General features: G+C 69.4%; 24 protein-coding genes. 14 read left to right on the top strand and 10 right to left on the bottom strand.

Going from position 1 to position 21867, the window contains the following annotated elements:
- Nucleotides 1-41 precede the first annotated feature (41 nt).
- Together GBA65_RS26725 and GBA65_RS17360 are read left to right on the top strand one after the other, a co-directional pair.
- The gene (locus GBA65_RS26725; RefSeq protein WP_166397633.1) at nt 42-335 is read left to right on the top strand and encodes a recombinase family protein; all 294 of its coding nucleotides are present in this window, start codon (nt 42-44) and stop codon (nt 333-335) included.
- Complete coding sequence (locus tag GBA65_RS17360) at nt 332-820, top strand: zinc ribbon domain-containing protein (RefSeq protein ID WP_166397632.1); 489 nt, start codon at nt 332-334, stop codon at nt 818-820. Before GBA65_RS26725 ends, GBA65_RS17360 begins: the two co-directional genes overlap by 4 nt.
- Before the next feature lie 297 nt (nt 821-1117).
- Here the strand turns inward: GBA65_RS17360 and GBA65_RS17355 are convergent, their stop codons facing one another.
- The 5 genes from GBA65_RS17355 to GBA65_RS17335 all read right to left on the bottom strand — a co-directional run bounded on the left by GBA65_RS17355 (nt 1118) and on the right by GBA65_RS17335 (nt 5031).
- Entirely contained in the window at nt 1118-1351 is a 234-nt protein-coding gene (locus GBA65_RS17355) for a hypothetical protein (RefSeq protein WP_166397631.1), read from the bottom strand.
- A 45-nt stretch (nt 1352-1396) separates the two neighbouring features.
- Nucleotides 1397-2263 (bottom strand): alpha/beta hydrolase, encoded by an 867-nt coding sequence (locus GBA65_RS17350; RefSeq protein WP_166397630.1) that lies wholly within the window; start codon nt 2261-2263, stop codon nt 1397-1399.
- Nucleotides 2264-2274: 11 nt separating this feature from the next.
- Nucleotides 2275-2478, bottom strand: a complete 204-nt coding sequence (locus GBA65_RS17345) for a hypothetical protein (RefSeq protein ID WP_166397629.1) — start codon at nt 2476-2478, stop codon at nt 2275-2277.
- 74 nt (nt 2479-2552) lie between these two features.
- Entirely contained in the window at nt 2553-3581 is a 1029-nt protein-coding gene (locus tag GBA65_RS17340) for a phosphotriesterase family protein (RefSeq protein ID WP_166397628.1), read from the bottom strand.
- 211 nt (nt 3582-3792) lie between these two features.
- Nucleotides 3793-5031 carry an acyl-CoA dehydrogenase family protein gene (locus GBA65_RS17335; RefSeq protein ID WP_166397627.1) on the bottom strand — a complete coding sequence of 413 codons (1239 nt, stop codon included), beginning with the start codon at nt 5029-5031 and terminating at the stop codon, nt 3793-3795.
- Between the two features lie 287 nt (nt 5032-5318).
- Here GBA65_RS17335 and GBA65_RS17330 point away from each other — a divergent pair, with 287 nt between their 5' ends.
- Both GBA65_RS17330 and GBA65_RS17325 read left to right on the top strand, forming a co-directional pair.
- Nucleotides 5319-6308 (top strand): TAXI family TRAP transporter solute-binding subunit, encoded by a 990-nt coding sequence (locus GBA65_RS17330; protein ID WP_166397626.1) that lies wholly within the window; start codon nt 5319-5321, stop codon nt 6306-6308.
- Nucleotides 6309-6395: 87 nt separating this feature from the next.
- Nucleotides 6396-6830 carry a hypothetical protein gene (locus tag GBA65_RS17325; RefSeq protein WP_166397625.1) on the top strand — a complete coding sequence of 145 codons (435 nt, stop codon included), beginning with the start codon at nt 6396-6398 and terminating at the stop codon, nt 6828-6830.
- 64 nt (nt 6831-6894) lie between these two features.
- Here the strand turns inward: GBA65_RS17325 and GBA65_RS17320 are convergent, their stop codons facing one another.
- Complete coding sequence (locus GBA65_RS17320) at nt 6895-7683, bottom strand: enoyl-CoA hydratase/isomerase family protein (RefSeq protein WP_207955868.1); 789 nt, start codon at nt 7681-7683, stop codon at nt 6895-6897.
- A gap of 171 nt (nt 7684-7854) precedes the next feature.
- On the opposite strand from GBA65_RS17320, the gene GBA65_RS17315 reads away from it, so the two are divergent.
- Both GBA65_RS17315 and GBA65_RS17310 read left to right on the top strand, forming a co-directional pair.
- A complete protein-coding gene (locus tag GBA65_RS17315) occupies nt 7855-9879 on the top strand; it encodes a TRAP transporter permease (protein ID WP_207955867.1) in 2025 nt (674 codons plus the stop codon).
- Nucleotides 9880-10082: 203 nt separating this feature from the next.
- Complete coding sequence (locus GBA65_RS17310) at nt 10083-10619, top strand: PPOX class F420-dependent oxidoreductase (protein ID WP_166397623.1); 537 nt, start codon at nt 10083-10085, stop codon at nt 10617-10619.
- Here GBA65_RS17310 and GBA65_RS17305 read toward each other — a convergent pair.
- Nucleotides 10579-11346, bottom strand: a complete 768-nt coding sequence (locus GBA65_RS17305; RefSeq protein WP_266096507.1) for a dihydrodipicolinate synthase family protein — start codon at nt 11344-11346, stop codon at nt 10579-10581. The genes GBA65_RS17310 and GBA65_RS17305 overlap by 41 nt on opposite strands.
- Nucleotides 11347-11563: 217 nt before the next feature.
- Between GBA65_RS17305 and lhgO the strand changes: the two genes are divergently transcribed.
- The 5 genes from lhgO (at nt 11564) to GBA65_RS17280 (ending at nt 16185) form a co-directional block, all read left to right on the top strand.
- A complete protein-coding gene (gene lhgO, locus GBA65_RS17300) occupies nt 11564-12781 on the top strand; it encodes an L-2-hydroxyglutarate oxidase (RefSeq protein WP_166397622.1) in 1218 nt (405 codons plus the stop codon).
- Between the two features lie 3 nt (nt 12782-12784).
- The gene (locus GBA65_RS17295) at nt 12785-13627 is read left to right on the top strand and encodes a fumarylacetoacetate hydrolase family protein (RefSeq protein WP_166397621.1); all 843 of its coding nucleotides are present in this window, start codon (nt 12785-12787) and stop codon (nt 13625-13627) included.
- Between the two features lie 99 nt (nt 13628-13726).
- Nucleotides 13727-15061: a DUF2252 domain-containing protein gene (locus GBA65_RS17290; protein ID WP_166397620.1), complete on the top strand. Its 1335-nt coding sequence runs from the start codon at nt 13727-13729 to the stop codon at nt 15059-15061.
- Nucleotides 15062-15153: 92 nt separating this feature from the next.
- Nucleotides 15154-15546 (top strand): tautomerase family protein, encoded by a 393-nt coding sequence (locus GBA65_RS17285; RefSeq protein ID WP_166397619.1) that lies wholly within the window; start codon nt 15154-15156, stop codon nt 15544-15546.
- Between the two features lie 165 nt (nt 15547-15711).
- Nucleotides 15712-16185 carry an Hsp20/alpha crystallin family protein gene (locus GBA65_RS17280; RefSeq protein ID WP_166397618.1) on the top strand — a complete coding sequence of 158 codons (474 nt, stop codon included), beginning with the start codon at nt 15712-15714 and terminating at the stop codon, nt 16183-16185.
- Nucleotides 16186-16269: 84 nt separating this feature from the next.
- On the opposite strand, the gene GBA65_RS17275 is transcribed toward GBA65_RS17280, so the two are convergent.
- The 3 genes from GBA65_RS17275 to GBA65_RS17265 all read right to left on the bottom strand — a co-directional run bounded on the left by GBA65_RS17275 (nt 16270) and on the right by GBA65_RS17265 (nt 20074).
- On the bottom strand, nt 16270-17277 hold the full coding sequence (locus tag GBA65_RS17275; RefSeq protein ID WP_166397617.1) for a glycine betaine ABC transporter substrate-binding protein: 1008 nt from the start codon (nt 17275-17277) through the stop codon (nt 16270-16272).
- Complete coding sequence (locus GBA65_RS17270) at nt 17274-18980, bottom strand: BCCT family transporter (RefSeq protein WP_166397616.1); 1707 nt, start codon at nt 18978-18980, stop codon at nt 17274-17276. The genes GBA65_RS17275 and GBA65_RS17270 overlap by 4 nt, the downstream gene beginning before the upstream one ends.
- Nucleotides 18981-19303: 323 nt before the next feature.
- Nucleotides 19304-20074: an SDR family oxidoreductase gene (locus GBA65_RS17265; RefSeq protein ID WP_166397615.1), complete on the bottom strand. Its 771-nt coding sequence runs from the start codon at nt 20072-20074 to the stop codon at nt 19304-19306.
- A 140-nt stretch (nt 20075-20214) separates the two neighbouring features.
- Here GBA65_RS17265 and GBA65_RS17260 point away from each other — a divergent pair, with 140 nt between their 5' ends.
- The 3 genes from GBA65_RS17260 (at nt 20215) to GBA65_RS17250 (ending at nt 21845) form a co-directional block, all read left to right on the top strand.
- Nucleotides 20215-20937, top strand: coding sequence for a nucleotidyltransferase family protein (locus tag GBA65_RS17260; RefSeq protein WP_166397614.1), 723 nt, complete (start codon nt 20215-20217; stop codon nt 20935-20937).
- 136 nt (nt 20938-21073) lie between these two features.
- The gene (locus tag GBA65_RS17255; RefSeq protein ID WP_166397613.1) at nt 21074-21271 is read left to right on the top strand and encodes a GlgC family sugar phosphate nucleotidyltransferase; all 198 of its coding nucleotides are present in this window, start codon (nt 21074-21076) and stop codon (nt 21269-21271) included.
- Nucleotides 21272-21638: 367 nt separating this feature from the next.
- Nucleotides 21639-21845 carry a hypothetical protein gene (locus tag GBA65_RS17250; protein ID WP_166397612.1) on the top strand — a complete coding sequence of 69 codons (207 nt, stop codon included), beginning with the start codon at nt 21639-21641 and terminating at the stop codon, nt 21843-21845.
- Nucleotides 21846-21867: the final 22 nt, after the last annotated feature.

The raw sequence follows: 21867 nt of genomic DNA, 5'->3' as shown, positions 1-21867 counted from the left end.
TTCGACGATCTCGAAACCACTATGAGGTCGACGAGGAGAACATGGCCATTGTGCATCGTATCGTCAGAATGATCGGCGCCGAGGGTATGACCATAAACGCCGTTTGCAAGGCTCTTGAAGCGGAGGGAATTTCGGCTCCGAAGGGCGGGCGGTTGTGGAGTCGGCAATTCGTAAGGAGTCGCATACTGAGCTATGTCTACCTGCCGCACAGCTTCGGGGAAATCTCTCGCATAGAGTCCTCCCCGCAGCCGCCGCAAGCCTCGACCCGTCTGCCTCCTACGGTGTCTGGTGGTACGGCCCGCAGCGTCATACGACGACGCGCGAGGTCAGGGTGAAGAGCAACGGCGAAAAGAGCTACCCGAAGGTCCGAAACAGCGTGGACGTCCCGCGCGAGGAGTGGACCGGCGTCCCGGTGCCCGATTCCGGTATCCTGAGGGACCTTGTATTGGCGGCCAGGAATGCCATCAAGGAGAACAAGAAGTGCTCCAACGCCGGCAGATACTTTTGGGAGCTGACCGGCAGCGTCATGCGCTGCGGCGAGTGCGGCGTCGCCATGGGCACCAACCACATCACCGGGCGCGACGCGCGCTACTACCGCTGCACCCGTAGGTACGGGCGTGGCGTGGGGGCGTGCACCATGAGCAAGAACTTCCGCGCCGAGAAGACGGAGGCTGCTGTTTGGAACTTCGTCTCCGGCGTCCTGAAGGACCCGGAACGGCTGCGTGCGGGCTTGGACGAGATCTGTCTCGGGAGCAAGCTGCGTCGAGCCGCAATCCTGAAGAGGAAGAGCGGAGTTGGATCAAGCGGCTCTCCGAAGTAGAGCGCCAGAAGGACCGTCTCCTAGACCTGTACTTGGACGAGAAACTGGACAAGGGTCGGTACTAGTCCAAGGTGCGCGACCTGACCCGAGCCACCGAAACCGCCGAGTCCGAGCTGGAGCACCTGAGGAACAGGCAGTCCCGCATAAGAGAACTCGAGCGCGACCGAGATGCCCTACTGACATCCTACGCGAGGATTATCCCCGAGCAGTTAGACGCCCTGCTGCCCGAAGAGCACCACCGGGTCTACAAGATGCTGAACCTCTCCGTCTTCGGCTACGGGGATGAGGGCATAGATCTCACCTGGGCTTGGGAGGGTCCTTCTTCGGATCGTAGTAATGACGCATCGAGACTTCCTGGTAGTGTCCGCACTCCGGGCAGGTGAAGTTGCGGGCGCTGCGGGTCGAGTACGCCGGGACGATGGTGGTCTTGTCGTAGTCGTAGGTGTAGCCGCACTCGTCGCACTTCTGGCGGTAGGTGACGACCGTACCGCGCTCGCGCACCACTACCCCGCCGTTCACTTCTATCGCCACTACTCCGCCGCCTTCCGGGATGGGAGAAACGCTTGCGCCTTGATTCTACCGAACGCCCATGCGTTTCAGGATCGGCGAGAGCAGGGGGCTTCCGGCGTCGAGGAAGCCGTCGAGGATGCCGAAGTGGTCCTTGCCTGGGATGGGGAGGATAGCCCCGTCGAGGCCCTTCGCCTTCCAGGCCCCGTAGAAGTCCTCCGACTGGCGTTTGAACCCGTCGGTCTCCCTCTCGCCGTACGGGAGCAGCAGGGGAGGGGCCTCGTCGGGGACGTGCAGGATCGGGCTGTACTCGAGGACGTCGCTCGCGCTCAACTGTAGCTTGGGCTGGAGAAAGGTGTACGGGAAGGGCGAGAGGTCGTAGAGGCCGCTGATGGCGGTCACGCTCTTGACGAGATCCTTCGGCAGGCCGTATTCGCCCTCCCAGTCCGTCATCGCGAGCGTCGCCACGAGGTGGCCGCCGGCCGAGTGCCCGGCGACGTGCAGCCGCGACGGGTCCCCGCCGAAGCCCTCCGCGTTGCGGTAGGCCCACACGACCGCGGCGCGGGTCTGGCGCACCATCTCGCCCATCGTCACCGACGGGGCCAGGGCGTAGTTGGTGACGACGGTCGCCACGCCCCGTGAGGCCGGGCCGCGGGCGACGAAGCCGAACTCCTTGCTCGTCCGAAGGACCCAGAAGCCGCCGTGAACGTAGACGAGGACGGGCGCTCCCGTGCCGCCCGGCGCCGGGTAGACGTCCACGTGCTCCGCCAGCGTCGGGCCGAAGGGGACGTCGAGGCGGTGGTCCATCTCGGCGCGGAGTTTGCGGCTCTCGCGCTCGCAGAACTCCTCGTACCTCGTGGCGGCCTCCGGGATCATGGCGCGCAGGTTGTACTGGGCGTCTAACTCTTCCTGCGTGGCAGAGTTTCTGTAGAGCATCGCTCGGCTCCTTATCCGCCGAGGATCCTGCGCCACAGCGGGCGCTTCCCCGGCGCGGGTCCCGCGGGTGGTCCGGGGCTCTCGCCGACGGGCGGAAGCCCGTGCTCGGCGCGGGTGGCGTTGCGGCCCCGGAGGACGGCCGGGTCCTCCTTCCAGCCTTCCCCGGCCTCCGCGCGGGCCCCTTCCTCTATCCTCGCCAGCGCCGCTTCGTCCACGCCGCCGAGCTTCGCCGACTCGTACTTGATGCCGAGGAGGACGAGGTGGAGCGGGTCTTCGGGGGGCTTCCCGGTCAGGAGCCGGCCGTCCCCGCCGTCTGTCGGCTCGCCGTCGAGGGGGCCGACGACGGGTCGAAGAGCCTCTTCGGGTTCTCGGTGAAGATGGCGTCGATGCGCGCGTCGTCTACGCCGGCGTTCTTGAGGACCGGGACGACGTTCTCGAAGAGGTGGGTTATGTGCCAGTTCTTCAGGAGCTCGGCGACCTCGTCGGACATGACGAGCGGGCGTCCGAGCCAGATGTTGACGGTGTCGTGCGAGAGCATGATGCGCTCACCGTACCCCATCCCGAGGAGCCCTATCAGGGTGGCCTCGCGCGCGGCGTCCATCGGGGCGCCGACGAGGACCTGGATGCCGAAGCGGTCGAAGCCGACGCTCACGCCGTGGGCGAGGGTCGCCATGTGGTAGGCGACGTCGGTGTTGCCGTCCATGTGCCCGATCATGGTCTGGTCCGGGTTCGCCCCGGCCTCGACGAGGAGGGCGGCCTGCTCGGGGCCCATCGTCCCCTCCTGGGTGTGCGTGATGATCGGGACGCCCGTGGCCGTCTGCGCCTTCGCCCCCGCGAGCATGAACATCTTCTCGTAGTCCGTGATGACGTCCTTGCTCGAAGCGAGCTTGATGACGCCGGCCTTGATGCCGGTGTTCCCGATGCCCTCGGTGAGCTCGGTCATCATCAGCTCCTCGACCTCGGCGTCGGCGGGGCCTAGAGCCGCGCGGAACTTGAAGTAGGCCGTCGCCCCCTCGCCCTCGTAGTAGTAGCCGGTCGAGCAGACGATCTGGAGGCCCGTCCTCTCGGAGACCTCGCGGAGCAGCTCCGGGTCCCGGCCGCACTCGTTCGGCGTCGCGTCCACGACGGTCTTCACGCCCTGAGACTTCGCCCGCTCGGCCACCTCGACGCCCAGAGATACCAGCTCCTCGCGGGTCCTGTAGCCGAGGCTGTCGCCCTGGTAGCCCGGGTAGCCGAAGAAGAAGTGCTCGTGCATGAGGGTCTTGCCGAGGTCGTCGGACGAGATCGGCCCCGTCACCGTGTTGATCTGGGTGGACATTCCCGCTCCTCCTCTTCGCGGTCCCTACGCCGCCTTCCCCCGCCGGCCCTTCCCCGGCCGCCATTATGACCCGTTCGAGCGGCCGGCGCCGCGAGACTCGCCTCCTCAAGCCGCCGCGAAGACCACGAGGGGCCCGGCCGGAGTTTCCCGGCCGGGCCCCTCGGTGACGGAGGCTGATCGAATCTCGCTTAAAGCCCCGGTGTTTCTCTCGTTACCACTTGGAGATTTCTTCCGTGACGACCGCCGCGGGCTCCTTTTTGAGCTCCAGCTTCGCCACGGCGGCGCGGTGGACCTCGTCGGGGCCGTCGGCGAGGCGGAGGATGCGCGACTCGGCCCAGAAGGCGGCGAGCGGGGTGTCGCCCGAGACGCCGGCGCCGCCGAAGGATTGGATGGCGCGGTCGAGGACGCGCAGGGTCGTGTTCGGGGCGACGACCTTGATCTGGGCGATCTCGGACTTCGCCTCCTTGTTGCCGACCTTGTCCATCATGTCCGCGGCCTTCAGGGTCAGGAGCCTCGACTGCTCGATCTCCATCCTGGAGTCGGCGATCCACTCCATGATCACGCCCTGCTCGGAGAGCTTCTTGCCGAACGCCTCCCGGCTCTTGACGCGGTCGCACATAAGCTCCAGGGCCCTCTCGGCGACCCCGATCTGGCGCATGCAGTGGTGGATGCGCCCCGGCCCGAGCCTACCTTGCGCGATGGCGAAGCCCTTCCCCTCGCCCCACAGGATGTTCTCGACGGGGACGCGCACGTCTTGGAAGGAGATCTCCGCGTGCCCGTGCGGCGCCTCGTCGTAGCCGAAGACCGAGAGGGTGCGCTCGATCGTCACACCCGGGGTATCCAGGGGGACCAGGATCATGGACTGCTGCTCGTGGCGCTTCGCCTCGGGGTCGGTCTTGCCCATGAAGATGGAGATCTTGCAGCGCGAGCTCCCCGCGCCCGTCGACCACCACTTGCGCCCGTTCACGACGTACTCGTCGCCTTCCCGCTCTATCCTCGCCTGGATGTTCGTCGCGTCGGAGGAGGCGACGTCGGGCTCGGTCATGCAGAAGGCCGAGCGGATCTCGCCGTCGAGGAGCGGCCTGAGCCACTTCTCCTGCTGCTCGGGGCTCCCGTAGCGGGCGAGGACCTCCATGTTCCCGGTGTCCGGGGCGTTGCAGTTGAAGACCTCCGGGGCGATGAGGCTGCGGCCCATGATCTCGCAGAGCGGCGCGTACTCCAGGTTCGAGAGCCCGGCCCCGAACTCGGACTCCGGCAGGAAGAGGTTCCAGAGCCCCGCCGCCTTCGCCCTCTCCTTGAGCTCGTCCATGATCGGGGGGGTCTCCCAGCGGTTCTCCGCCTCGGAGACCTGCTCGTGGTAGGTCCCCTCGTTGGGGTAGACGTACTCGTCCATGAACTCCATGAGCTCGGTCCGGAGCTTCTGCACCTTGTCGGAGTACTCGAAGTCCATGCGTTGACCTCCTCTTGGCCTCTGTGGTGTTCTCGCCACCTCGCGCGACGGGGACGCGTCCCCGAAGGTTCGGGCGCCCGCACAGAGTCCCCAACTCCTGCGGCGGCTCGGCCCGCGGGGGCCATTCTTTCACGGGGCGCCGACCGTCGCAACCGGCCCCGGCGGGCCGATTTGACCCGGGTATGGGGCGCCCATATAGTCCCGAAAAGGGTGGACCGGAGGCGATCGGGGATGGATCTTCTCTCCTCGGGGGGCCGGTCTCTACGGAGAAGGGAAAGGGGAGTTGCATGCGGAGGCTTCTTCGGGACGGGGTGCCGCGCGCCGCGCGGACGGCCCCGGCGGTTCTGGCGGCGCTGCTCGTCCTGGGGCTGCTCGCGGCCTGCAGCGGGGGAGGCGCGCCCGGGAGCGGGCAGCGGCTCTCCATCGCGACGGGCGGGACGGGCGGGGTCTACTTCGTGTACGGCGGCGGCATCGCCGAGCAGATCTCGCAGAACCTCGAGGGGTTCGAGGCGTCCGCCGAGTCCACCTCGGCCTCGGTGGACAACATGACGCTCATAGGCAACGAGGACAGCGACATCGCCTTCTCCCTCGCCGACACCGCGAGCGACGCCGTCGAGGGGAGGGAGAGCTTCGAGGAGCCCGTCCCCGCCAGAGCCCTCGCCCAGCTCTACGACAACTACACCCAGGTCGTCGCCCTCGAAGGATCGGGGATACAAAGTATTGAGGACCTGCGGGGCAAGAGGGTCTCCCTCGGCTCCCCGAACTCCGGGACCGAGGTGATAGCGCTGCGCATCCTGGAGGCCGCGGGCATAAACCCCGACTCCGACATCGAGCGCCAGCCCTTGAGCGTCGAGGACTCCGTCGCCGCCATAAGGGACGGGACCATCGACGCCTTCTTCTGGTCCGGCGGCCTGCCGACAAGCTCCGTGACCGACCTCGCGACCTCCGACCCGGTCGTCCTGATCCCGACGGCCGAGTACACGGGCGCCCTGCGGGAGCAGTACGGCGAGGCGTACAAGGAGGCGACGATACCGGCCGGCACCTACGAGGGCTTCGACGAGGAGGTGCCGACGATCGCCGTCCCGAACCTGCTGGTCGTGAACGAGTCGATGGACGAGGAGACGGCGTACGGGGTCACAAAGCTGCTCTTCGACCGCAAGGCCGAGCTGGAGAGGGTCCACCCCGAGGCCAGAAACCTCGACGTCGGGAGGGCCCAGGAGGTCGCGCCCCTGGAGCTCCACCCCGGCGCCCAGCGCTACTTCGACGAGGCCGGCTAACCCCGGGCCGCAAGGTGCTCGCGAGCGGCGGCCGGTTCGAGGTTTGGGCCGGCCGCCGCCGTGTTGCGAGCGGGTAGGCGGCGCGGCTTGAAGCTCCTGACGGCCACCGTTGTCGTCGCCCTCGCCCTGCTCGGGGCCGGGGCTCTCGTGGAGACGGGGTCTTCGGTGGTGGCGCGCGGGGAGGACGGACGAGTGGTGGCGCGCGAGGAGCTGCCGGGCTCCGGGGGGTTCCAGATCGAGTACGTCCACTCGTACTACCGGGCGCCGGCGGTGGAGCGGTTCGTCGCGGAAGACGGCGGGGGCTTCGCGCTCGTGGAGATCTCCTCCACGAACGACGGGGTGCTCGACTACTACGCCATCCGGGGCCGCAAGAGCGCCGACGGGCGCTGGCTGAACCTGCGCCCGGACCGGGAGCAACGCTTCGAGGAGCTGCCCCTGATCGGGACGGCAGAGGGCCGCAAGACCCTCGTCGTGGGGGCGAGAGCTTGCCGCTCTTCGCGGAGGACGGCCCGTTACACCTGACCTTGCGGGTGGAGGAGGATACGGTCTTTACGGAGGCGTGGGCGGCCTTGCGCTAGCTTCGCTTCTAGCGGCCTTCGAAGTTCGGGGGGCGCTTCTCGCGGAAGGCGTTGAAGGCCTCGGTGTGTTCCTCCATGGACTGGACGACGGCCATGTGCGAGGAGATCAGGTCGAGGCTCGTGCGAAGGTCGCTCCTGGCAGACTGGTAGACGGCGCGTTTGATCATGCGCGTTATCCTGGGCGGTCCGGCGGCGAGCTTCTCTGCGAAGCTGCGCGTCTCCCGCATAAGGTCGGCGTCGTCGAAGACCCGGTTCGCGAGCCCTATCCTGTGCGCCTCCTCGGCGTCGACGAAGTCGCCGGTGAGCAGGAGCTCCATCGCCTTGGCCGTGCCGACGAGGCGCGGCAGCCAGTACGCGCCGCCGTCGCCGGGGACGAGGCCGACCTTGATGTAGCCCTCGCTCATGCGGGCCGAGCGGGCGACGAAGCGCATGTCGCACATGAGCGCCATGTCCATGCCGGCACCGACGGCGACGCCGTTGACGGCCGCGATGACGGGCTTGTCCAGATCCTCCAACGCGTACGCGACGCGATGGACGTGGTCCGTCAGAAAGGCCTTGCGCTCGTAGGTCGTCGGGCCCTCCTCGCCGGGGGCCAGCCCTTCGAGCTCGCCGCCGGAGCAGAAGGCGTCCCCGGCCCCGGTCACGACGATCGCGCCCACCCGATCGTCCGTCCTCGCGCCGCGCAGGACCTCGGCCCACTCGTCGACCATCTCCGTCGTGAAGGCGTTCTTGCGGTGCGGGCGGTTCAGCAGGATAGTCCCGACCCCGTTCTCGACCGCGTATTCGAGATCCGCCACGCCCCGCCCTCCCTCTGCTGTGCCGTCGCGGGGCATCTTAGGGACGGCCCGCGTCCGCGGCAAGGAAACGGCCCCGGGGTCCGGCCGGCGCTACCGTCGTTTGACTGGGTGGGGGGCCAGGACTATTCTGGCCCCGGGGATCGCCCTCGGGCGGAGAAAGGAGACCTGGTCTTGACCGATTCGCGCGAGGACCGGCCGGACGGAAGTACCCTGACGACGGGCGCACCCGTCCGAACGGACCACCTGCTCGAGGAGTTCGAGTCGGAGAAGCCGGCTCGCCGCCTCACGGGCTTCCCCAAGCGCTCACTCTCGGTCGCGGGGGCCCTGCTCTCCCTCTACGCGCTCTACTGGGTGCTCGACCCGCTCCCCGAGCAGCTCTACCGCACGAGCTTCCTCGCCGTCGCTCTCGCGATGACCTTCGTCCTCTACCGGGCATGGGGCTCCGGCGGGAGGGCCGAAGGGGACGAGGAGCGCCCGGACAACCCCGGGGTAACCGACTGGCTCTTCGCCCTGCTCTCGGTCGTGGCGCTCGGGTACACGCTCGTCGTCTTCGACGAGTTTATCCGGCGGGCGGCGAGCCCGGACCCCCTGGACCTCGTCTTCGGGACGATCACCATCCTGCTCGTCCTGGAGGCGACGCGGCGGACGGTCGGCTGGATCCTCCCCGCCGTCTGCGTGGTTTTTATCGCTTACGCGTACCTCGGGGCGCTCATACCGCCGGGGTTCGTGATCGGGCACTCGGGCTACGGCCCCGACCGCATAATCGGGCAGACGTACATGGGGCTCGAGGGGCTCTTCGGCGTCCCGCTCGACGTCGCCGCGACGTACATCGTCCTGTTCACGATCTACGGCGCCGTCCTGGAGTACTCGGGGGCCGGCAAGTACTTTATCGACGTGAGCTTCGCCGCCTTCGGACGCTCCCGGACCGGCCCGGGGCGCACCACGACCCTCGCCGGCTTCCTGCTCGGGACCGTCTCGGGCTCGGGCACGGCGACGACCGTGACGCTGGGCTCGGTGGCGTGGCCCATCCTGCAGAGAGGCGGTTATCCGAGGGTCGAGGGTGGCGGGGTGCTCGCGGCGGCGGGGATAGGGGCGATCCTCTCCCCCCCGACGCTCGGGGCGGCGGCGTTCATCATCGCCGAGTTTCTCGGGGTGAGCTACCTGACGGTGCTGCTGTACGCCGTCATCCCGTCGCTGCTGTACTACCTCGGGATCGTGCTGGCCATCGAGGCCGACGCGCGGCGCTTCGGCACCCGCGGCGTGGAGGTGGAGACGCCGCCTTTGGGGCGCCTGCTCTTCCGCTACGGCTACCACTTCAGCTCGCTGTTCCTCATCGTGGGGCTCATGGCGCTCGGGTTCTCGCCGTTCCGGGCGGTCTTCTACGCGACGATCGCGGCGTTTCTGCTCTCGTTTCTCGACCCCGCGCACAGGATGGGGCCGAGGCGGGTCTACGACGCGCTCGTCGCGGGGGCGATGGGGGTGCTGCCGGTCGCGGCGACGACGGCGGCGGCCGGGATCATCGTAGCCGTCGTGACGCTGACGGGCCTCGGGCTGAAGCTGAGCAGCGTCATCATCGGGCTCGCGGCCGGGAGCCTCGCCCTGACGGCGCTCTACTCGGCGCTCGCGGTCTTGCTGCTCGGCCTCGCCGTGCCGGTGACGGCATCGTTCATCATCGCGTCGGTGATCATCGGCCCCGCGCTCACGGAGCTCGGGGTGGCGCCGTTCGTCGCCTACATGTTCATCTTCTACTACGCGGTGCTCTCGGAGGTCAGCCCGCCGACGGCGCTCGCGGCGGTCGCGGCCTCGGCGATCACGGGCGGCAACGCCTTCAAGACGATGATGATGACGTGGAAGTACACCCTCCCGGCCTTCCTCGTCCCCTTCGCCTTCGTCCTCTCCCCGAACGGCGAGGCGCTGCTCCTGCAGGGCTCGGCGCTCCAGATCGCGCTGACCTTCCTCGTCTCGGCGCTCGCCGTGGGCGCCCTCGCCGTCGCGACGGGCGCGTGGCTTATGGGACCGGCCCGCCTCCCCGAGCGCGTCCTGTGCGGCGCGGCGGGCGTCCTGCTCCTCTACCTGGAGCCTTTCTGGGTGGCGGTCGGGCTGGGCGTGCTGGCCCTCGGGATCGTCGTCCACCTTATCGGGGGACGCCTCGCGGGGAGGTCCGCCCCGGTCGGGGAGACCAACCGGGCCGACTAGGGGCCGGACCCCGAGTCCCGCTCCTTGCAACCGACGCCCCTTCGTGGGCGAGGTTCCGCGACCCGAGCGTGTCTCCTGCTCGGCAGCGTTGACCTCGCGGGGACGCATGGTGCGCTTATCGCGCGTCCCCGAACCTCGATGAGCGCCGGAAACCGCCGCGCCCCGGGTGCGTAGAAGGACGAAACGGTACGGGAGGAGGTCGAGTGGCGAAGAGGGGTTCGAAGGCGGGGGCCGCGCTCGCGGCGGTGACGGTGGCGGCGGGGGCGTTCGCCGCGGGGCGCGCGGCGGTCGGGGTGCTGGGGTTGGGGAGGAGCGAGTGGGACGGGTCGGAGGGGTTCGAGTATCTCCAAGGGCGGCGCTACGTGAACCTCACGACGTTCCGGCGGAGCGGGGAGGAGGTGACCACGCCCTTGTGGTTCGTACCGGTGGACGGCAGGCTCTACTTCACGACGTCACCGGACTCCGGCAAGATGAAGCGCATCCGCAACGACCCGCGCGTGGTCGTGACGCCGGCGACGGGCTGGGGCGCGCCGAGGGGGGAGGGCGTCGAGGGTATCGCCCGCGACGTGGCGGACGAGGAGACCGGGCGCTTCGAGGAGGCCCTTCGGGAGAAGTACCGGTTAGGGGTTGCGCTGCTACGACCCTTCGAGGAGGAGATCGGGCGCGTCGTCCTGGAGGTACGGCCGGCGGAAGGGGCCGCTAGGGTCGTCCCAGGCCGAGAAGGGCGACCAGCTCGCTGAGCTCCCGCAGCGTCCTCTCGTCGAGGGCCGGGGCGGGGAAGCGGACGTGGGACGAGGAGATGGCGCCGCGCAGCTTGAAGACCTCCTTGCGGATGCCGACGCCGCCGACGCCGAGCTGGGCTTCGAACCGGATCAGGGGCAGGTAGCGGTAGAAGAAGTCTCGCGCCTCTTCCCTCTGCCCCTTCGCGAACAGATCGTATGTGCCCACCAGGACCTCGCTGTAGGCGAAGCCGGTCATGATGCCCGAGGCGCCCCTGAGTAGCTCCTCGTAGAAGTACATCCCGCCGAGCCCGCCGAAGATGCCCCGCTTCTTCTCCTCGTCCCGTATCCCGTCGAGGAGGGCCGATATCTTGATCGTCGTCGGCGCCTCTTCGAGCTTGACGTAGCGGCAGTTCTCGATCTCGTCCATCACCCTGGCGACGAACGGCGCGGGCATGGTGACGCCGGTGTTCACGGGCTCGTCCTGGACGACGACGGGGAGCCCGACGCTCCCGGCGACGCGCCGGTAGTGCTCGAAGACGAGGTCGAGGTTCCGCACGTTGTTCGGCGGCGCGACCATGACGGCCGCCGCCCCGGCCTCCTCGGCTTCGCGCGCCCGCTCGATCGCGACGCGGGTCGCCGGGGCGGAGCAGCCGACGATCACGGGGACGCGTCCCTCGACCGCCCGCAGGTAGCCGTGCATCACGCTCGTGCGCTCGGCGTCGGAGAGCTTGTGGGCCTCCCCCATGATCCCGAGGACCGTGACGCCGTGGACCCCGGCGTCGAGGTAGAGGGACGAGAGGGAGGCGATGCCCCTTCGTCCACGTCCCCGTCCTCCGTGAAAGGGGTGAGCGCGATGGTGCAGACGCCGTGAAGCCGTTCCATGTTCGTTCCTCCCGTCCCGTGTGGGGCAGTATAGGGACGCCTGGGGGTTGTTATCATGGGAGCCAAGGGAAGGAGGCGGGGTGCACGATTTCGCGGTGATCGGGGGCGGCATCGTCGGGCTCTCGACGGCCCGCGCCCTGCTCCGGCGGCACCCGGGTGCCGGGGTCGTGGTGCTGGAGAAGGAGGGCTCGTGGGCCCGCCACCAGACCGGCCACAACTCCGGGGTCATCCACAGCGGCGTCTACTACAAGCCGGGGAGCTTGAAGGCGCGCTTCTGCCGTGAGGGGGCCTCGGCGCTCGTCGAGTACTGCCGGCAGCACGGCATCGCGCACGAGATCTGCGGCAAGGTCATCGTCGCGACGGAGCGGCGCGAGGTGCCGCTCCTCGAGAACCTCCACGAGCGCGGGCGGGAGAACGGGCTCGCGGTCGAGAAGATCGGGCCGGGGGAGCTCGGGGAGATCGAGCCGCATGCGGCGGGCGTCGCCGCCCTCCGGGTGCCCGAGACCGGGATCGTGGACTACGTCGGGGTCGCGAGGGCTTTCGCCGACGAGATCGCAGAAGCGGGCGGGGAGCTTCGGGCGGGGACGAGGGTGACGGGCATCTCGGAGCGGGACGGGGCCGTGGAGATCGGGACGAGCCGCGGGACGGTTCGGGCGCGAACGCTCGTCAACTGCGCCGGACTCTACAGCGACCAGATCGCGGCGATGTCCGGGGTGGCGCCACCGGCGAAGATCGTGCCGTTCCGCGGCGAGTACTACGAGCTCGCGCGGGAGCGGCGGTCGCTCGTGCGCGGCCTGATCTACCCGGTCCCGAACCCGGCGTTCCCCTTCCTCGGCGTCCACTTCACCCGCATGGTCGAGGGCGGCGTCGAGGCGGGGCCGAACGCGGTCCTCGGCCTCGCCCGCGAGGGATACCGGAAGACGGACGTGAACCCTCAAGAGCTCGCCGAGATCCTCGGCTACGGGGCCTTCTGGCGCCTCGCCGCGAAGAACTGGTGGACGGGCGCCGGCGAGGTCTTCCGCTCCCTCAGCAAGGGGGCGTTCGTGCGCTCCCTGCGGAAGCTCGTCCCGGAGGTGAGGGAGGGGGACCTGGTCCCGGCCGAGGCCGGGGTCCGGGCGCAGGCGTTGAAGGCGGACGGCTCCCTCGTCGACGATTTCCTGATCGTGGAGGGCGAGCGCTCCGTCCACGTCCTGAACGCCCCGTCGCCCGCCGCCACGGCCTGTCTCCCGATCGGCGAGAGCGTCGCCGAACGCGCCGCCGAGAAGGCGACGAAACGTCCCACGGGGAGAAGGAGCTAGGGGTTGCGGCTGACGACGATATGCAGGGACGGGCGGGAGGCGGCGGCGATCGTCACGCCGGAGGGCCCGGTGCCCGTGGGCGGGCTCGACGGCTTCGGGGGAGGCGGAGCGGACCTCTTCTCGCTCCTGGAGAGCGGGCGCTTCCACGAGTTGAAGGACCTGTACGATCGGGGGGAGGTCATGGGGAGGGCCGTCCCTCCGGAGGGGGTCGAGCCCGGGCCGTTGTACAGGCGTCCGCGCAAGATCTGGGGGATCGGGCTGAACTACGTCGAGCACGCAGGCGACCTCTCCGAGACCGCCCCCACGGGCGAGCCCGCGAGCTTCATGCGCCCGGACACGACGGTCATCGGGCCGGGGGACGAGGTGGTGCTGCCCCCCCAGTCCGAGCGCGTGACGGCCGAGGGGGAGCTCGCCGTGGTGATCGGACGCGAGGCGAGGGACGTCTCCGAGGAGGAGGCGCCACGGTTCGTCGCGGGGTTCGCCACGGTGCTGGACATGACCGCCGAGGACATCCTGCGCCGCAACCCCCGCTACCTCACGCGCTCCAAGAGCTTCGACACGTTCTTCTCCTTCGGCCCCGAGCTCGTGACGCCCGACGAGGTGGAGAGCGTCGAAGGGCTGGAGGTCTCCACGGTCCTGAACGGCGAGGTCTTGCGCGCCAACACGGTCTTGAACATGACCTTCTCCCCGTACTGGCTCGTCGCGTTCCACTCGCGGGTCATGACGCTGCTGCCGGGCGACATAATCTCGACGGGGACGCCGGGGGCGGTGGTCATACGGGACGGCGACGTGGCCGGGTGCCGGATCACCGGGTTTCGGCCGCTCCTGAACCCCGTCGTCCGGTAGCGCTGCGGGGGTTGCCACGCGGGGATGAAGCCGGCGCGGCGTTGGGCGTGCCGCAGAACGGGTAGGTTCGCCCCAGTGTCCGACGACGAAAGGGGAACCATGTCCACGAGCGTAGAGCCGGTGCATCACGAGTCACCCGAGGAGCGGCAGGCCGAGATCGTGGACGTGCTGGTGGAGGCGTTCTCCGAGCTGATGAACGCGGACCCGGACGCGTTCCGGAGCAAGTTCCGGAAGATGGCCGCCAACCCGTTCGCGTTCTACCGCGGCAGCGCGCCGCTCTTCTACGCGGACATGAAGGGGGTGGAGGATTCGTGGGCGAACGAGCGTACGGGGCGCATCTGGATCCAGGGCGACCTGCACGCGGAGAACTTCGGCACCTACATGGCCGGCGACGGGGTGTTCGTCTTCGACGTAAACGACTTCGACGAGGCCTACCTCGGACACTTCACGTGGGACATCAAGCGGATGGTCGCGAGCGTCGCCCTGCTGGCGTGGACGAAGGCGATCTCGGACGCCAACATCGCGAGCCTGATCGAGTCTTACGTGAGAGCGTACCTGGAGCAGGTTCGCTTCTTTGTCGACAGCGACCGCGACCACGAGTACTCGCTGCGGCTGGAGACCACGGACGGTCACGTCCACCGGATATTGCAGGAGACTCGGCTGAACACCCGCGTCGACCTGCTCGACAGGACCACCCTCGTCGACGAGAGCTTCGACCGGCGGTTCCGCCGCGGCCGCGGGGTGCGCGAGCTCGGCGAGGCCGAGCGGGAGGCGGTGCGGGCCGCCTACGAGAAGTACCTGGAGACGATCCCCGAGGAGAAGCGCTTCCGGAGCCTGACCTACGAGGTGAAGGACGTCGTCGGCAGGAAGGGCTTCGGGATAGGCTCGGCCGGGCTCCCCGCCTACAACATCCTCGTCGAGGGCCCGACCCAGGCCCTGGAGAACGACGTGGTCCTCTCCATAAAGCAGGGCAACGTCGCCGCGCCCAGCCGGATCCTGAGCGACGAGCGCATCGAGGACTACTTCCGGCACCACGGCCACCGCACGGCGGTCTCCCAGCGGGCGCTCCAGGCCCACGCCGACCCCTGGCTCGGCTACACCGAGATGGACGGCGTCGGCTTCGTCGTCTCCGAGCTCTCGCCCTACGTCGAGGACATCGACTGGGGGGACCTTACCGAGCCCGAGGAGATGGCGCCCGTCCTGGACTACCTCGGCCGGGCGACCGCCAAGGTTCACTGCGTCTCTGACGAGGACTCCGACCAGTCCCTCGTGGACTTCCAGACGGAGGACGAGATCGTCGGGGTGGTCGGCGGCAAGGAGGAGGAGTTCGTCCGGGAGATGGTCGACTTCGGCATGGGCTACTCCGAGACCGCCCGCGACGACCACAGGCTCTTCGTCGACGCCTTCCGCAACGGCCGCATCCCGGGGCTCTGAGGCCGGCGCCCCCGGGAACCGGCAGGAGCGTCCACGAGGGGCGCGGTCCCAGACCGCCGACCATCCGTCCCGCGAAGCAGGGAGGCCTCCCCATGTCCCAGGTCAAGATCTACGGCCTCCGCGAGCACCTCGACCCCGTCGTCAAGGCGAGGCTCTCGGACGTGGTCCACTCGTGCGTCGTGGACGCGCTCTCGTTACCGGAGGAGAAGCGCTTCCACCGCTTCTTCCCAATGGACCCGGACGACTTCTACTACGCCCCCGGACGCTCGCCGCGGTACACCATCGTCGAGATAAGCATGTTCGAGGGCCGCACGGTCGAGGCGAAGAAGCGCCTTATCCGTCTCCTCTTCGAGAGGACGCGGAGGGAGCTGGGGCTGGACCCCGCGGACCTCGAGATAACGATCACGGAGACGCCGAAGCACGACTGGGGCCTGCGCGGGCGGCCGGGGGACGAGATCGGCCTGGATTACAGGGTCGAGGTCTAGGGGAGGGCGTGCGCGGGATGTGGGGCTACCTCGCCGCCCCGCGCTACCTCGGGTAGCCCGCGCGCTTATTGGGTAGCACGGAACCAGCGCCGGGTCCGCGCGACGCTCGACCGGATGCGCGGGCTCGTGAGTCTCGGGCAGAGGAGAACCGGGGAGGAGAGGGTGATGGAAGAGAGGCAAGCGAACCTGTTCGGCAGGTTGCAGGGCCTGGCGAGCGAGTGGGATCGGATGCGCTACGTGGGCACCCGCGGTTACGGGGCCGGGATGGAGGAGCGGCCGTGGGCCCCGCCGTCCGCCTGGGTGCCCAACGCCGACGTCTTCGCCCGGGGCGAAGACCTCGTGGTCCGGGTCCAGCTCGCGGGGGTCGGCAGGGAGGACGTCGAGGTGACGCTCCGCGACGACGTGCTGACGATCTCCGGCGAGCGCAGGGGCGACCCCCGCGAGGAGGGGCACGAACCCTACGTCACGGAGCTCTTCTACGGGCAGTTCAGGCGCGACGTGAACCTGCCCCCCGGGACGGACGGGAGCAGGATCGAGGCCGTCTTCAACAACGGCATGGTCGAGATCACCGTCAAGGGCGCCGCCGCGGCCCGGGCGCGCGAGCCGCAGCGCATCGAGGTCAAGGAGAGCTCCGACTAGCGACCGCAAGCGACCCGGCCCCGCTCGCCCGTAGGGGCTGGCGGGGCCGGGTCGCGTTCCGGAGGGCTCGGGCGTTCGGGGCGGCTACTCTATGAAGCCGTTCTCCCGGAGCCATCCCTCCGCGACCGCTTCGGGGGTCCGTCCCTCCACCTCGACGGCGTAGTTCAGCGTTCGCAGCGTCTCGGTGTCGAGCCTCTCGGCGATGGGGGCGAACATCTCCTCGAGCTGCGGGTAGTTCTCCAGCGTGTCCCTGCGCATGGTGAGGGAGGGGTTGTAGATCGCGAAGAAGTCTCTGTCGTCGTCGAGCAGCGTGAGGTTCTCCTCCTGGATGAAGCCGCTGGTCGTGAAGACGACGCCGAAGTTGCAGATCTCGCCGTCCGCCGCGGCCCCGTAGACGGCGTCGAGGGAGACCTCGATCAGGTTGTCCTCGGGGAACTGGAACCCGTAGGCGCGCTCCATCCCCGGCAGCCCGTCGAAGCGGGTGCGGAAGCCGTCGTCGTTGTTGAAGCAGAGGGTCGCCTCCTCGGGGCGCTCCTCGACGAGCCGGGCGAGGTCCGAGATGTTGCGGACGTCGAACTCCTGAAGGGTTTCGTCGCTGGCGGCGATCGCGTAGGTGTCGTTGCCGGGGGCGGGTGGGAGCCACTCTATACCGTTCTCCTCGAGGTCCTGACGGGCGACGGCCTCGTACAGCTCCCGCGGGTCGGAGATGGAGCGCGTCTCGCCGAGGTGGACGAGCCAGCCCGTCGCCGTGTACTCCCAGGAGAGGTCTATCTCCTCGTCGAGTAGGGCCTGGCGCACCGCCTCGTTGCCGCCGAGGCCGGTCCGGTCGATGACCGTGGCGTCGGCGGCCTCGAGGGCGCGGGTGGTGATCGCCCCCAGGACCTGCTGCTCGGTGAAGTCCTCGGAGCCGACGGCGAACTGGGCCGTCTTCTGCGTCCCGCTCAGCCGGAACTGGTCCCCGTCTATCCTGTTCTCGCTCTCCCCGGCGGCGTTGCCTCCATCGCCGGCGCCGGACGCGCCGCAACCCGTGAGCCCGAGCAGGAGGGCGACGAGCGCGAGGACGATCCCCCGCCGCCCGGGGGCCCTGATCATCGTCCCCCCGTTCCGGGCTCGTTGATCCCCGGGGTCCCGTCCCCGCGAGGGTCCGGTAGCGGTTCGGCCGTGAACGTCGAGCCCGTCGCGGGGCGTCCCGGCGCGGGACGGCCCGACGGGGCCCGGCGCGTGGACGGCGCCTCCTCCCTCGCCCGGGCGGCGTCCGCGCCGCCCGGGCTCCCCTGGAGGCCCCCTCCGCGGGCCTCGCTGCGGAGGTGCTTCAAAAAGGAGATGCACATAAGGAACATGATGAAGGCGAACGGCACGCCGGTCAGGACCGAGGCAGATTGCAGGGCTCCGAGACCGCCGGCGACGAGGAGAATCCCGGCGATCGCCGCCATCGCCAGGCCCCAGGCGACCTTGATCCACCGCACCGGCTCCTGCGGCCCGCCGGTGGACAAGCTTCCCAGGACGACGGTGCCCGCGTCGGCGCCGGCCACGAAGAAGATCCAGAGCACGGCGAGCGTCAGGATCGAGAGGGGAAGGGCGAGCGGGAACTGGTCGAGGAAGAGGAACATCCCGGCGGCCGGATCGGCGACGACCCTCTCGGCGAGCCCGTCCGCCTGCGTGCGGTCGAGGAAGATGGCCGTCCCCCCGAAGACCGCCACCCACACGAAGGTGACCACGCTCGGGCCGAGGACGGTGCCGAGGACGAACTCGCGGATGGTGCGCCCGCGCGAGATGCGGGCGATGAACAGGCCCACGTACGGGCACCAGGCGATCCACCACGACCAGTAGAAGACGGTCCAGCTCCCGAGCCACGTGTTGTCCTGGTCGAAGGAGTTGAGCCTCATGCTCATCGGCACGATGCCGCCCGCGTAGTCTCCGACGCCCTGCGTGAGGGCGCCGAGCTGGGTGGCGGTGGGGCCGAGGAACAAGAAAAAGACGAGCAAGACGCCGGCCAGGTACAAGCTGATCTGGCTGAGGTAGTTGATCCCCTTCTCGATCGCGGTCGAGGCCGAGATTATGAACGCCACGGTGGTGACGACGATGACGGTGATCTGCGCGATGATCCCGGTCGGCGTCCCGAAGGTCTCGCCGAGCCCGGCGGTGAGCTGGAGGCCGGCCTGCCCGAGGGCGACGGCGACCCCGAACAGGACCGCGATGACCGAGAGGACGTCGATGGTCTTGCCGATGGGGCCGTCGACGCGGTTGCCCAGGAGCGGCCTGAAGACGGGGCTTATGAGGCCGGGCTCGTCCCTGCGGAAGCTGAAGTAGCCGACCGCGAGCCCGACGATGGCGTACATCGCCCACGGGTGGAACGCCCAGTGGAAGTAGGTGTACTGCATCCCGACCTGGGCGGCCTCCACGCTGCCGGGCTCGGCGAGCCCGAAGGGCGGGCTGTTGTAGTGGGCGAGGGGCTCCGCCACGCCCCAGAAGATGAGGGCCGGCCCCATCCCCGCCTGAAACAGCATGGCGAACCACGCGAAGCGGCTGAACTGCGGCCTCTCGCCCTCCTTCCCGAGCCTGAGCTTGCCGTAGCGGCTGAGGGCGAGGACGACCACGAAGATCAGGAAGAAGTTCCCCGCCAGCAGGTAGAACCAGCCGAGGTTCCCCACCACCCACTCGAAGATCCCCTGCGTCACGGCGCCGAAGCTCTGCGGCCCGATCACGCCCCACAAGATGAACGCCAGCGCGAACGCCGCCGAGACCCAGAACACCGGACCTATCTCGTGCCTCTCCCTCTCCCGTGCGTTCTGCATGCTGCTTGCCTCCCTTGCTCGATGCCTGCCGACCTTCGCCTCGCCAGCCATCTCTCCTTGAACCTTTCCTCCGATGCCAGAAAAGTGGTTGGCACCGACCCAACGCCAGGAAACGTACCTCGGTAATCTGATGGGGGTGCGACAGAGCGTCGCGGCAGAAACGCTACGAGCCACGCCCGGGCAGATGGCCCCAAAGAGCGAAGCGACTCAGGAACGTTGCTGCGTATGTTACCCCAACATCGTGAACCAGTACACCAAAAACGAGACTTCTCGGGGGATACGGCCGCGCCCCCGGAGCTCGGTCCGTCTCCGCCGAGCCCCCCTCAGGGGAGCGCCGAGACCAGGCCTCCGTCGACCTGCAGGGAGACGCCGTTCACGTAGGAGGCGGCGGGGGAGAGGAGGAAGGCTGCGGCCCGCCCGAACTCCGCGGGCTCGCCGTAGCGGCCCATCGGGATGGTCTCGCCGATCCGCGCGCGCCGCTCCTCCCGCGTTATGCCGAGCGCCTCCGCGGCCGACGCGTCGAGGGAGCGGGCCCGTTCGGTGTCGATGCGGCCCGGGGCGAGGCTGTTGACCCTCACGCGCGGCGCGAGCTCCCGGGCGAGGCACTTCGTCAGGGCGGCGACGCCCGGGCGCAGGACGTTCGAGGCGTCGAGGTTCGGGATCGGCTGGCGGACGGAGGACGAGGTGACGAAGAGGACGGACGCGCCGTCGCCCATGAGCGGGACGAGGGCGCGTAGCAGCCGGATCGGCCCCGCTACGAGCGACCCGAAGGCGGCGAGCCACTGATCGTCGTCCAGCTCCAGCGCGCGCCCGGGCGGCGGCCCCCCGGTGTTGACGAGGACGCCGCCGAGCTCGCCCCCCATCCCGGAGACTGCCCCCGCTATGCGATCGACGCTCCGGGGGTCCGAGAGGTCGGCCGCGAGCGGGTGGGCCTCCTCGCCGAGCTCGCGGGCGGTCCCGGAGAGGGCGCCCTCGTCGCGGGCGACGAGGATCACGCGTGCGCCCTCGGCCACGAGGTTCTCGGCGACGGCACGCCCGAGCCCGCGGCTCGCGCCGCCCACCACGAAGAGCTTCCCCCCGAGACCGAGATCCACGACGCCCCCTCCTTCCGCGAAGACCATTCAACCCACCGGCCATCCTAACCGTGCCGCCGCCGGCGCGCTATCCGGATGCTCCGGCTCCGAAAGGGGTAAGCTTCCCCGTTGCGAAGAGTTTCTCTCAAGGAGGGGTATCTATGAAGGCCGTTATCATGGCCGGCGGTCAGGGGACGAGGCTCAGGCCGCTGACGAGCGAGCAGCCGAAACCGATGATCCCCGTGGTGAACGTCCCGTGCATGGAGCACATCGTCAACCTGCTGAAGCGCCACGGCTTCGAGAAGGTCGTCGCCACCCTGGAGTACATGCCGGAGGTTATCCGCGGCCACTTCGGGGACGGCTCGCGGTGGGGCGTGGAGATGGAGTACTCCGTCGAGGAGGAGCCTCTAGGGACGGCGGGCTCGGTGAAGTACGTCGAGGGGCGCCTCGGGGAGAGGTTCGTCGTGGTCTCGGGCGACGCCCTGACGGACGTGGACCTCGGGGCGGTCGTCCGGTTCCACGAGGAGCGCGGCGCGGAGGTGACGCTCGTCCTCAAAAAGGTCGACGACCCCTCGGAGTTCGGGATCGTCGTCGTCGGGGACGACGGGCGCGTGGAGAGGTTCCTGGAGAAGCCGGACGAGGGCGAGGTCTTCTCGTACACGGCGAACACCGGCATCTACGTCGTCGAGCCCGGGGTGCTGGAGGAGATCCCCGCGGGCCAGGAGTACGACTGGTCCAAGGAGCTCTTCCCCAAGCTCCTCGACGAGGGACGCCCCGTCTACGGCTACGTGATGGAGGACCCCTCCTACTGGGAGGACATCGGCAACATCGAGCAGTACATGGACGCCCAGCGCGCCGTCCTCGACGGCGAGGTCCGGGCGTGAGGCCGCCCGGCGGCGGGAAGCGGGAGGGCGTCTTCGTGGGGGAGGGCGCCGAGGCGGACGAGGGCTCGATCGAGGGCCCGGCCGTCCTCGGCGAGGGCGTTCGGGTCGCCGCGGGGCCACGGTCGGGCCGTACGCGGTGCTCGCGCCCGGCGTCTCCGTGGCGTCGGGGGCGAGCGTGGCGCGGAGCACCGTCGCGGAAGGGGCCTCGATCGGCGAGGGGGCGGAGCTCGACGGCGCCCTCGTCGGGCGCTCCTGCGAGATCGGGGCGCGCGCCCGCCTGGGGCGGGGGTGCGCCCTCGGGACAGGGTCGTCGTCGGCGAGGGCGCGACGATAGCGCCGGACGTCAACGTCTACGGGGCGAGAAGATCCCGGACGGCGCGGAGGTCTCCGAAGACGTCGGAGGGGACGACGACTCCTAGCCGGGATCGAGAACCACCGGTAGGCGTGCTTGAGGCGCCCGCGGGCGGGTAAGAGAGCCTTCGAGGGCTACGGGGGGACGCTTCCCCTGGCCCGTCCCGCAGGCTCGCGAGGAGGACGGCGATGGCGACTGGAGGCGGGGGGTCGCTCGGGAGTACCGGGAAGACCCGGCCACCCGCAGCGCGCCCGACGGGGCAGGGCTGTGGACCTCCTCGACGGCTTCTGGCGGGTCGAGCGGGTGGGCGGTCTGTTGCCGCCCATGGTCTGGGTGCGCAAACGGGCTCGTGGGGGAGGGGCGAGACCCTCGTCGGGCCCTCCTGCGGTGGCCGTTCCGGCTCGAAGAGCGCGCGGATCACGTCGCCCTGATCTACGACCCGCCGTTCTGCCTCTGGGTGGACGAGCTCAGGCCGGCGGGGACGGACCTCTGGCTCGGGACGGCGACGCTCGGGGGGCGCCCCATCGGGCGTTTCAGGATGGTCCGGACCGGGTGAGCGAGAGAAGAAGGAGGCAGAG

The organism is Rubrobacter marinus, from assembly GCF_011492965.1.
Taxonomy (GTDB): Bacteria; Actinomycetota; Rubrobacteria; order Rubrobacterales; family Rubrobacteraceae; genus Rubrobacter_F; species Rubrobacter_F marinus.
Note: the sequence above shows the minus strand (reverse complement) of the source record. Positions and strands in the feature narration are given on the sequence as shown.

Excerpts from the sequence above, each read along its gene's own strand:
- GBA65_RS26725 (WP_166397633.1), top strand. The coding sequence starts at position 42 with ATGGCCATTGTGCATCGTATCGTCAGAATGATCGGCGCCGAGGGTATG.
- GBA65_RS17275 (WP_166397617.1), bottom strand. The coding sequence starts at position 17,277 with ATGATCAGGGCCCCCGGGCGGCGGGGGATCGTCCTCGCGCTCGTCGCC.
- GBA65_RS17270 (WP_166397616.1), bottom strand. The coding sequence starts at position 18,980 with ATGCAGAACGCACGGGAGAGGGAGAGGCACGAGATAGGTCCGGTGTTC.
- GBA65_RS17290 (WP_166397620.1), top strand. The coding sequence starts at position 13,727 with ATGTCCACGAGCGTAGAGCCGGTGCATCACGAGTCACCCGAGGAGCGG.
- GBA65_RS17280 (WP_166397618.1), top strand. The coding sequence starts at position 15,712 with ATGGAAGAGAGGCAAGCGAACCTGTTCGGCAGGTTGCAGGGCCTGGCG.
- GBA65_RS17335 (WP_166397627.1), bottom strand. The coding sequence starts at position 5,031 with ATGGACTTCGAGTACTCCGACAAGGTGCAGAAGCTCCGGACCGAGCTC.
- GBA65_RS17330 (WP_166397626.1), top strand. The coding sequence starts at position 5,319 with ATGCGGAGGCTTCTTCGGGACGGGGTGCCGCGCGCCGCGCGGACGGCC.
- GBA65_RS17340 (WP_166397628.1), bottom strand. The coding sequence starts at position 3,581 with ATGTCCACCCAGATCAACACGGTGACGGGGCCGATCTCGTCCGACGAC.
- GBA65_RS17260 (WP_166397614.1), top strand. The coding sequence starts at position 20,215 with ATGAAGGCCGTTATCATGGCCGGCGGTCAGGGGACGAGGCTCAGGCCG.
- GBA65_RS17285 (WP_166397619.1), top strand. The coding sequence starts at position 15,154 with ATGTCCCAGGTCAAGATCTACGGCCTCCGCGAGCACCTCGACCCCGTC.
- GBA65_RS17350 (WP_166397630.1), bottom strand. The coding sequence starts at position 2,263 with ATGCTCTACAGAAACTCTGCCACGCAGGAAGAGTTAGACGCCCAGTAC.
- GBA65_RS17305 (WP_266096507.1), bottom strand. The coding sequence starts at position 11,346 with ATGGGGGAGGCCCACAAGCTCTCCGACGCCGAGCGCACGAGCGTGATG.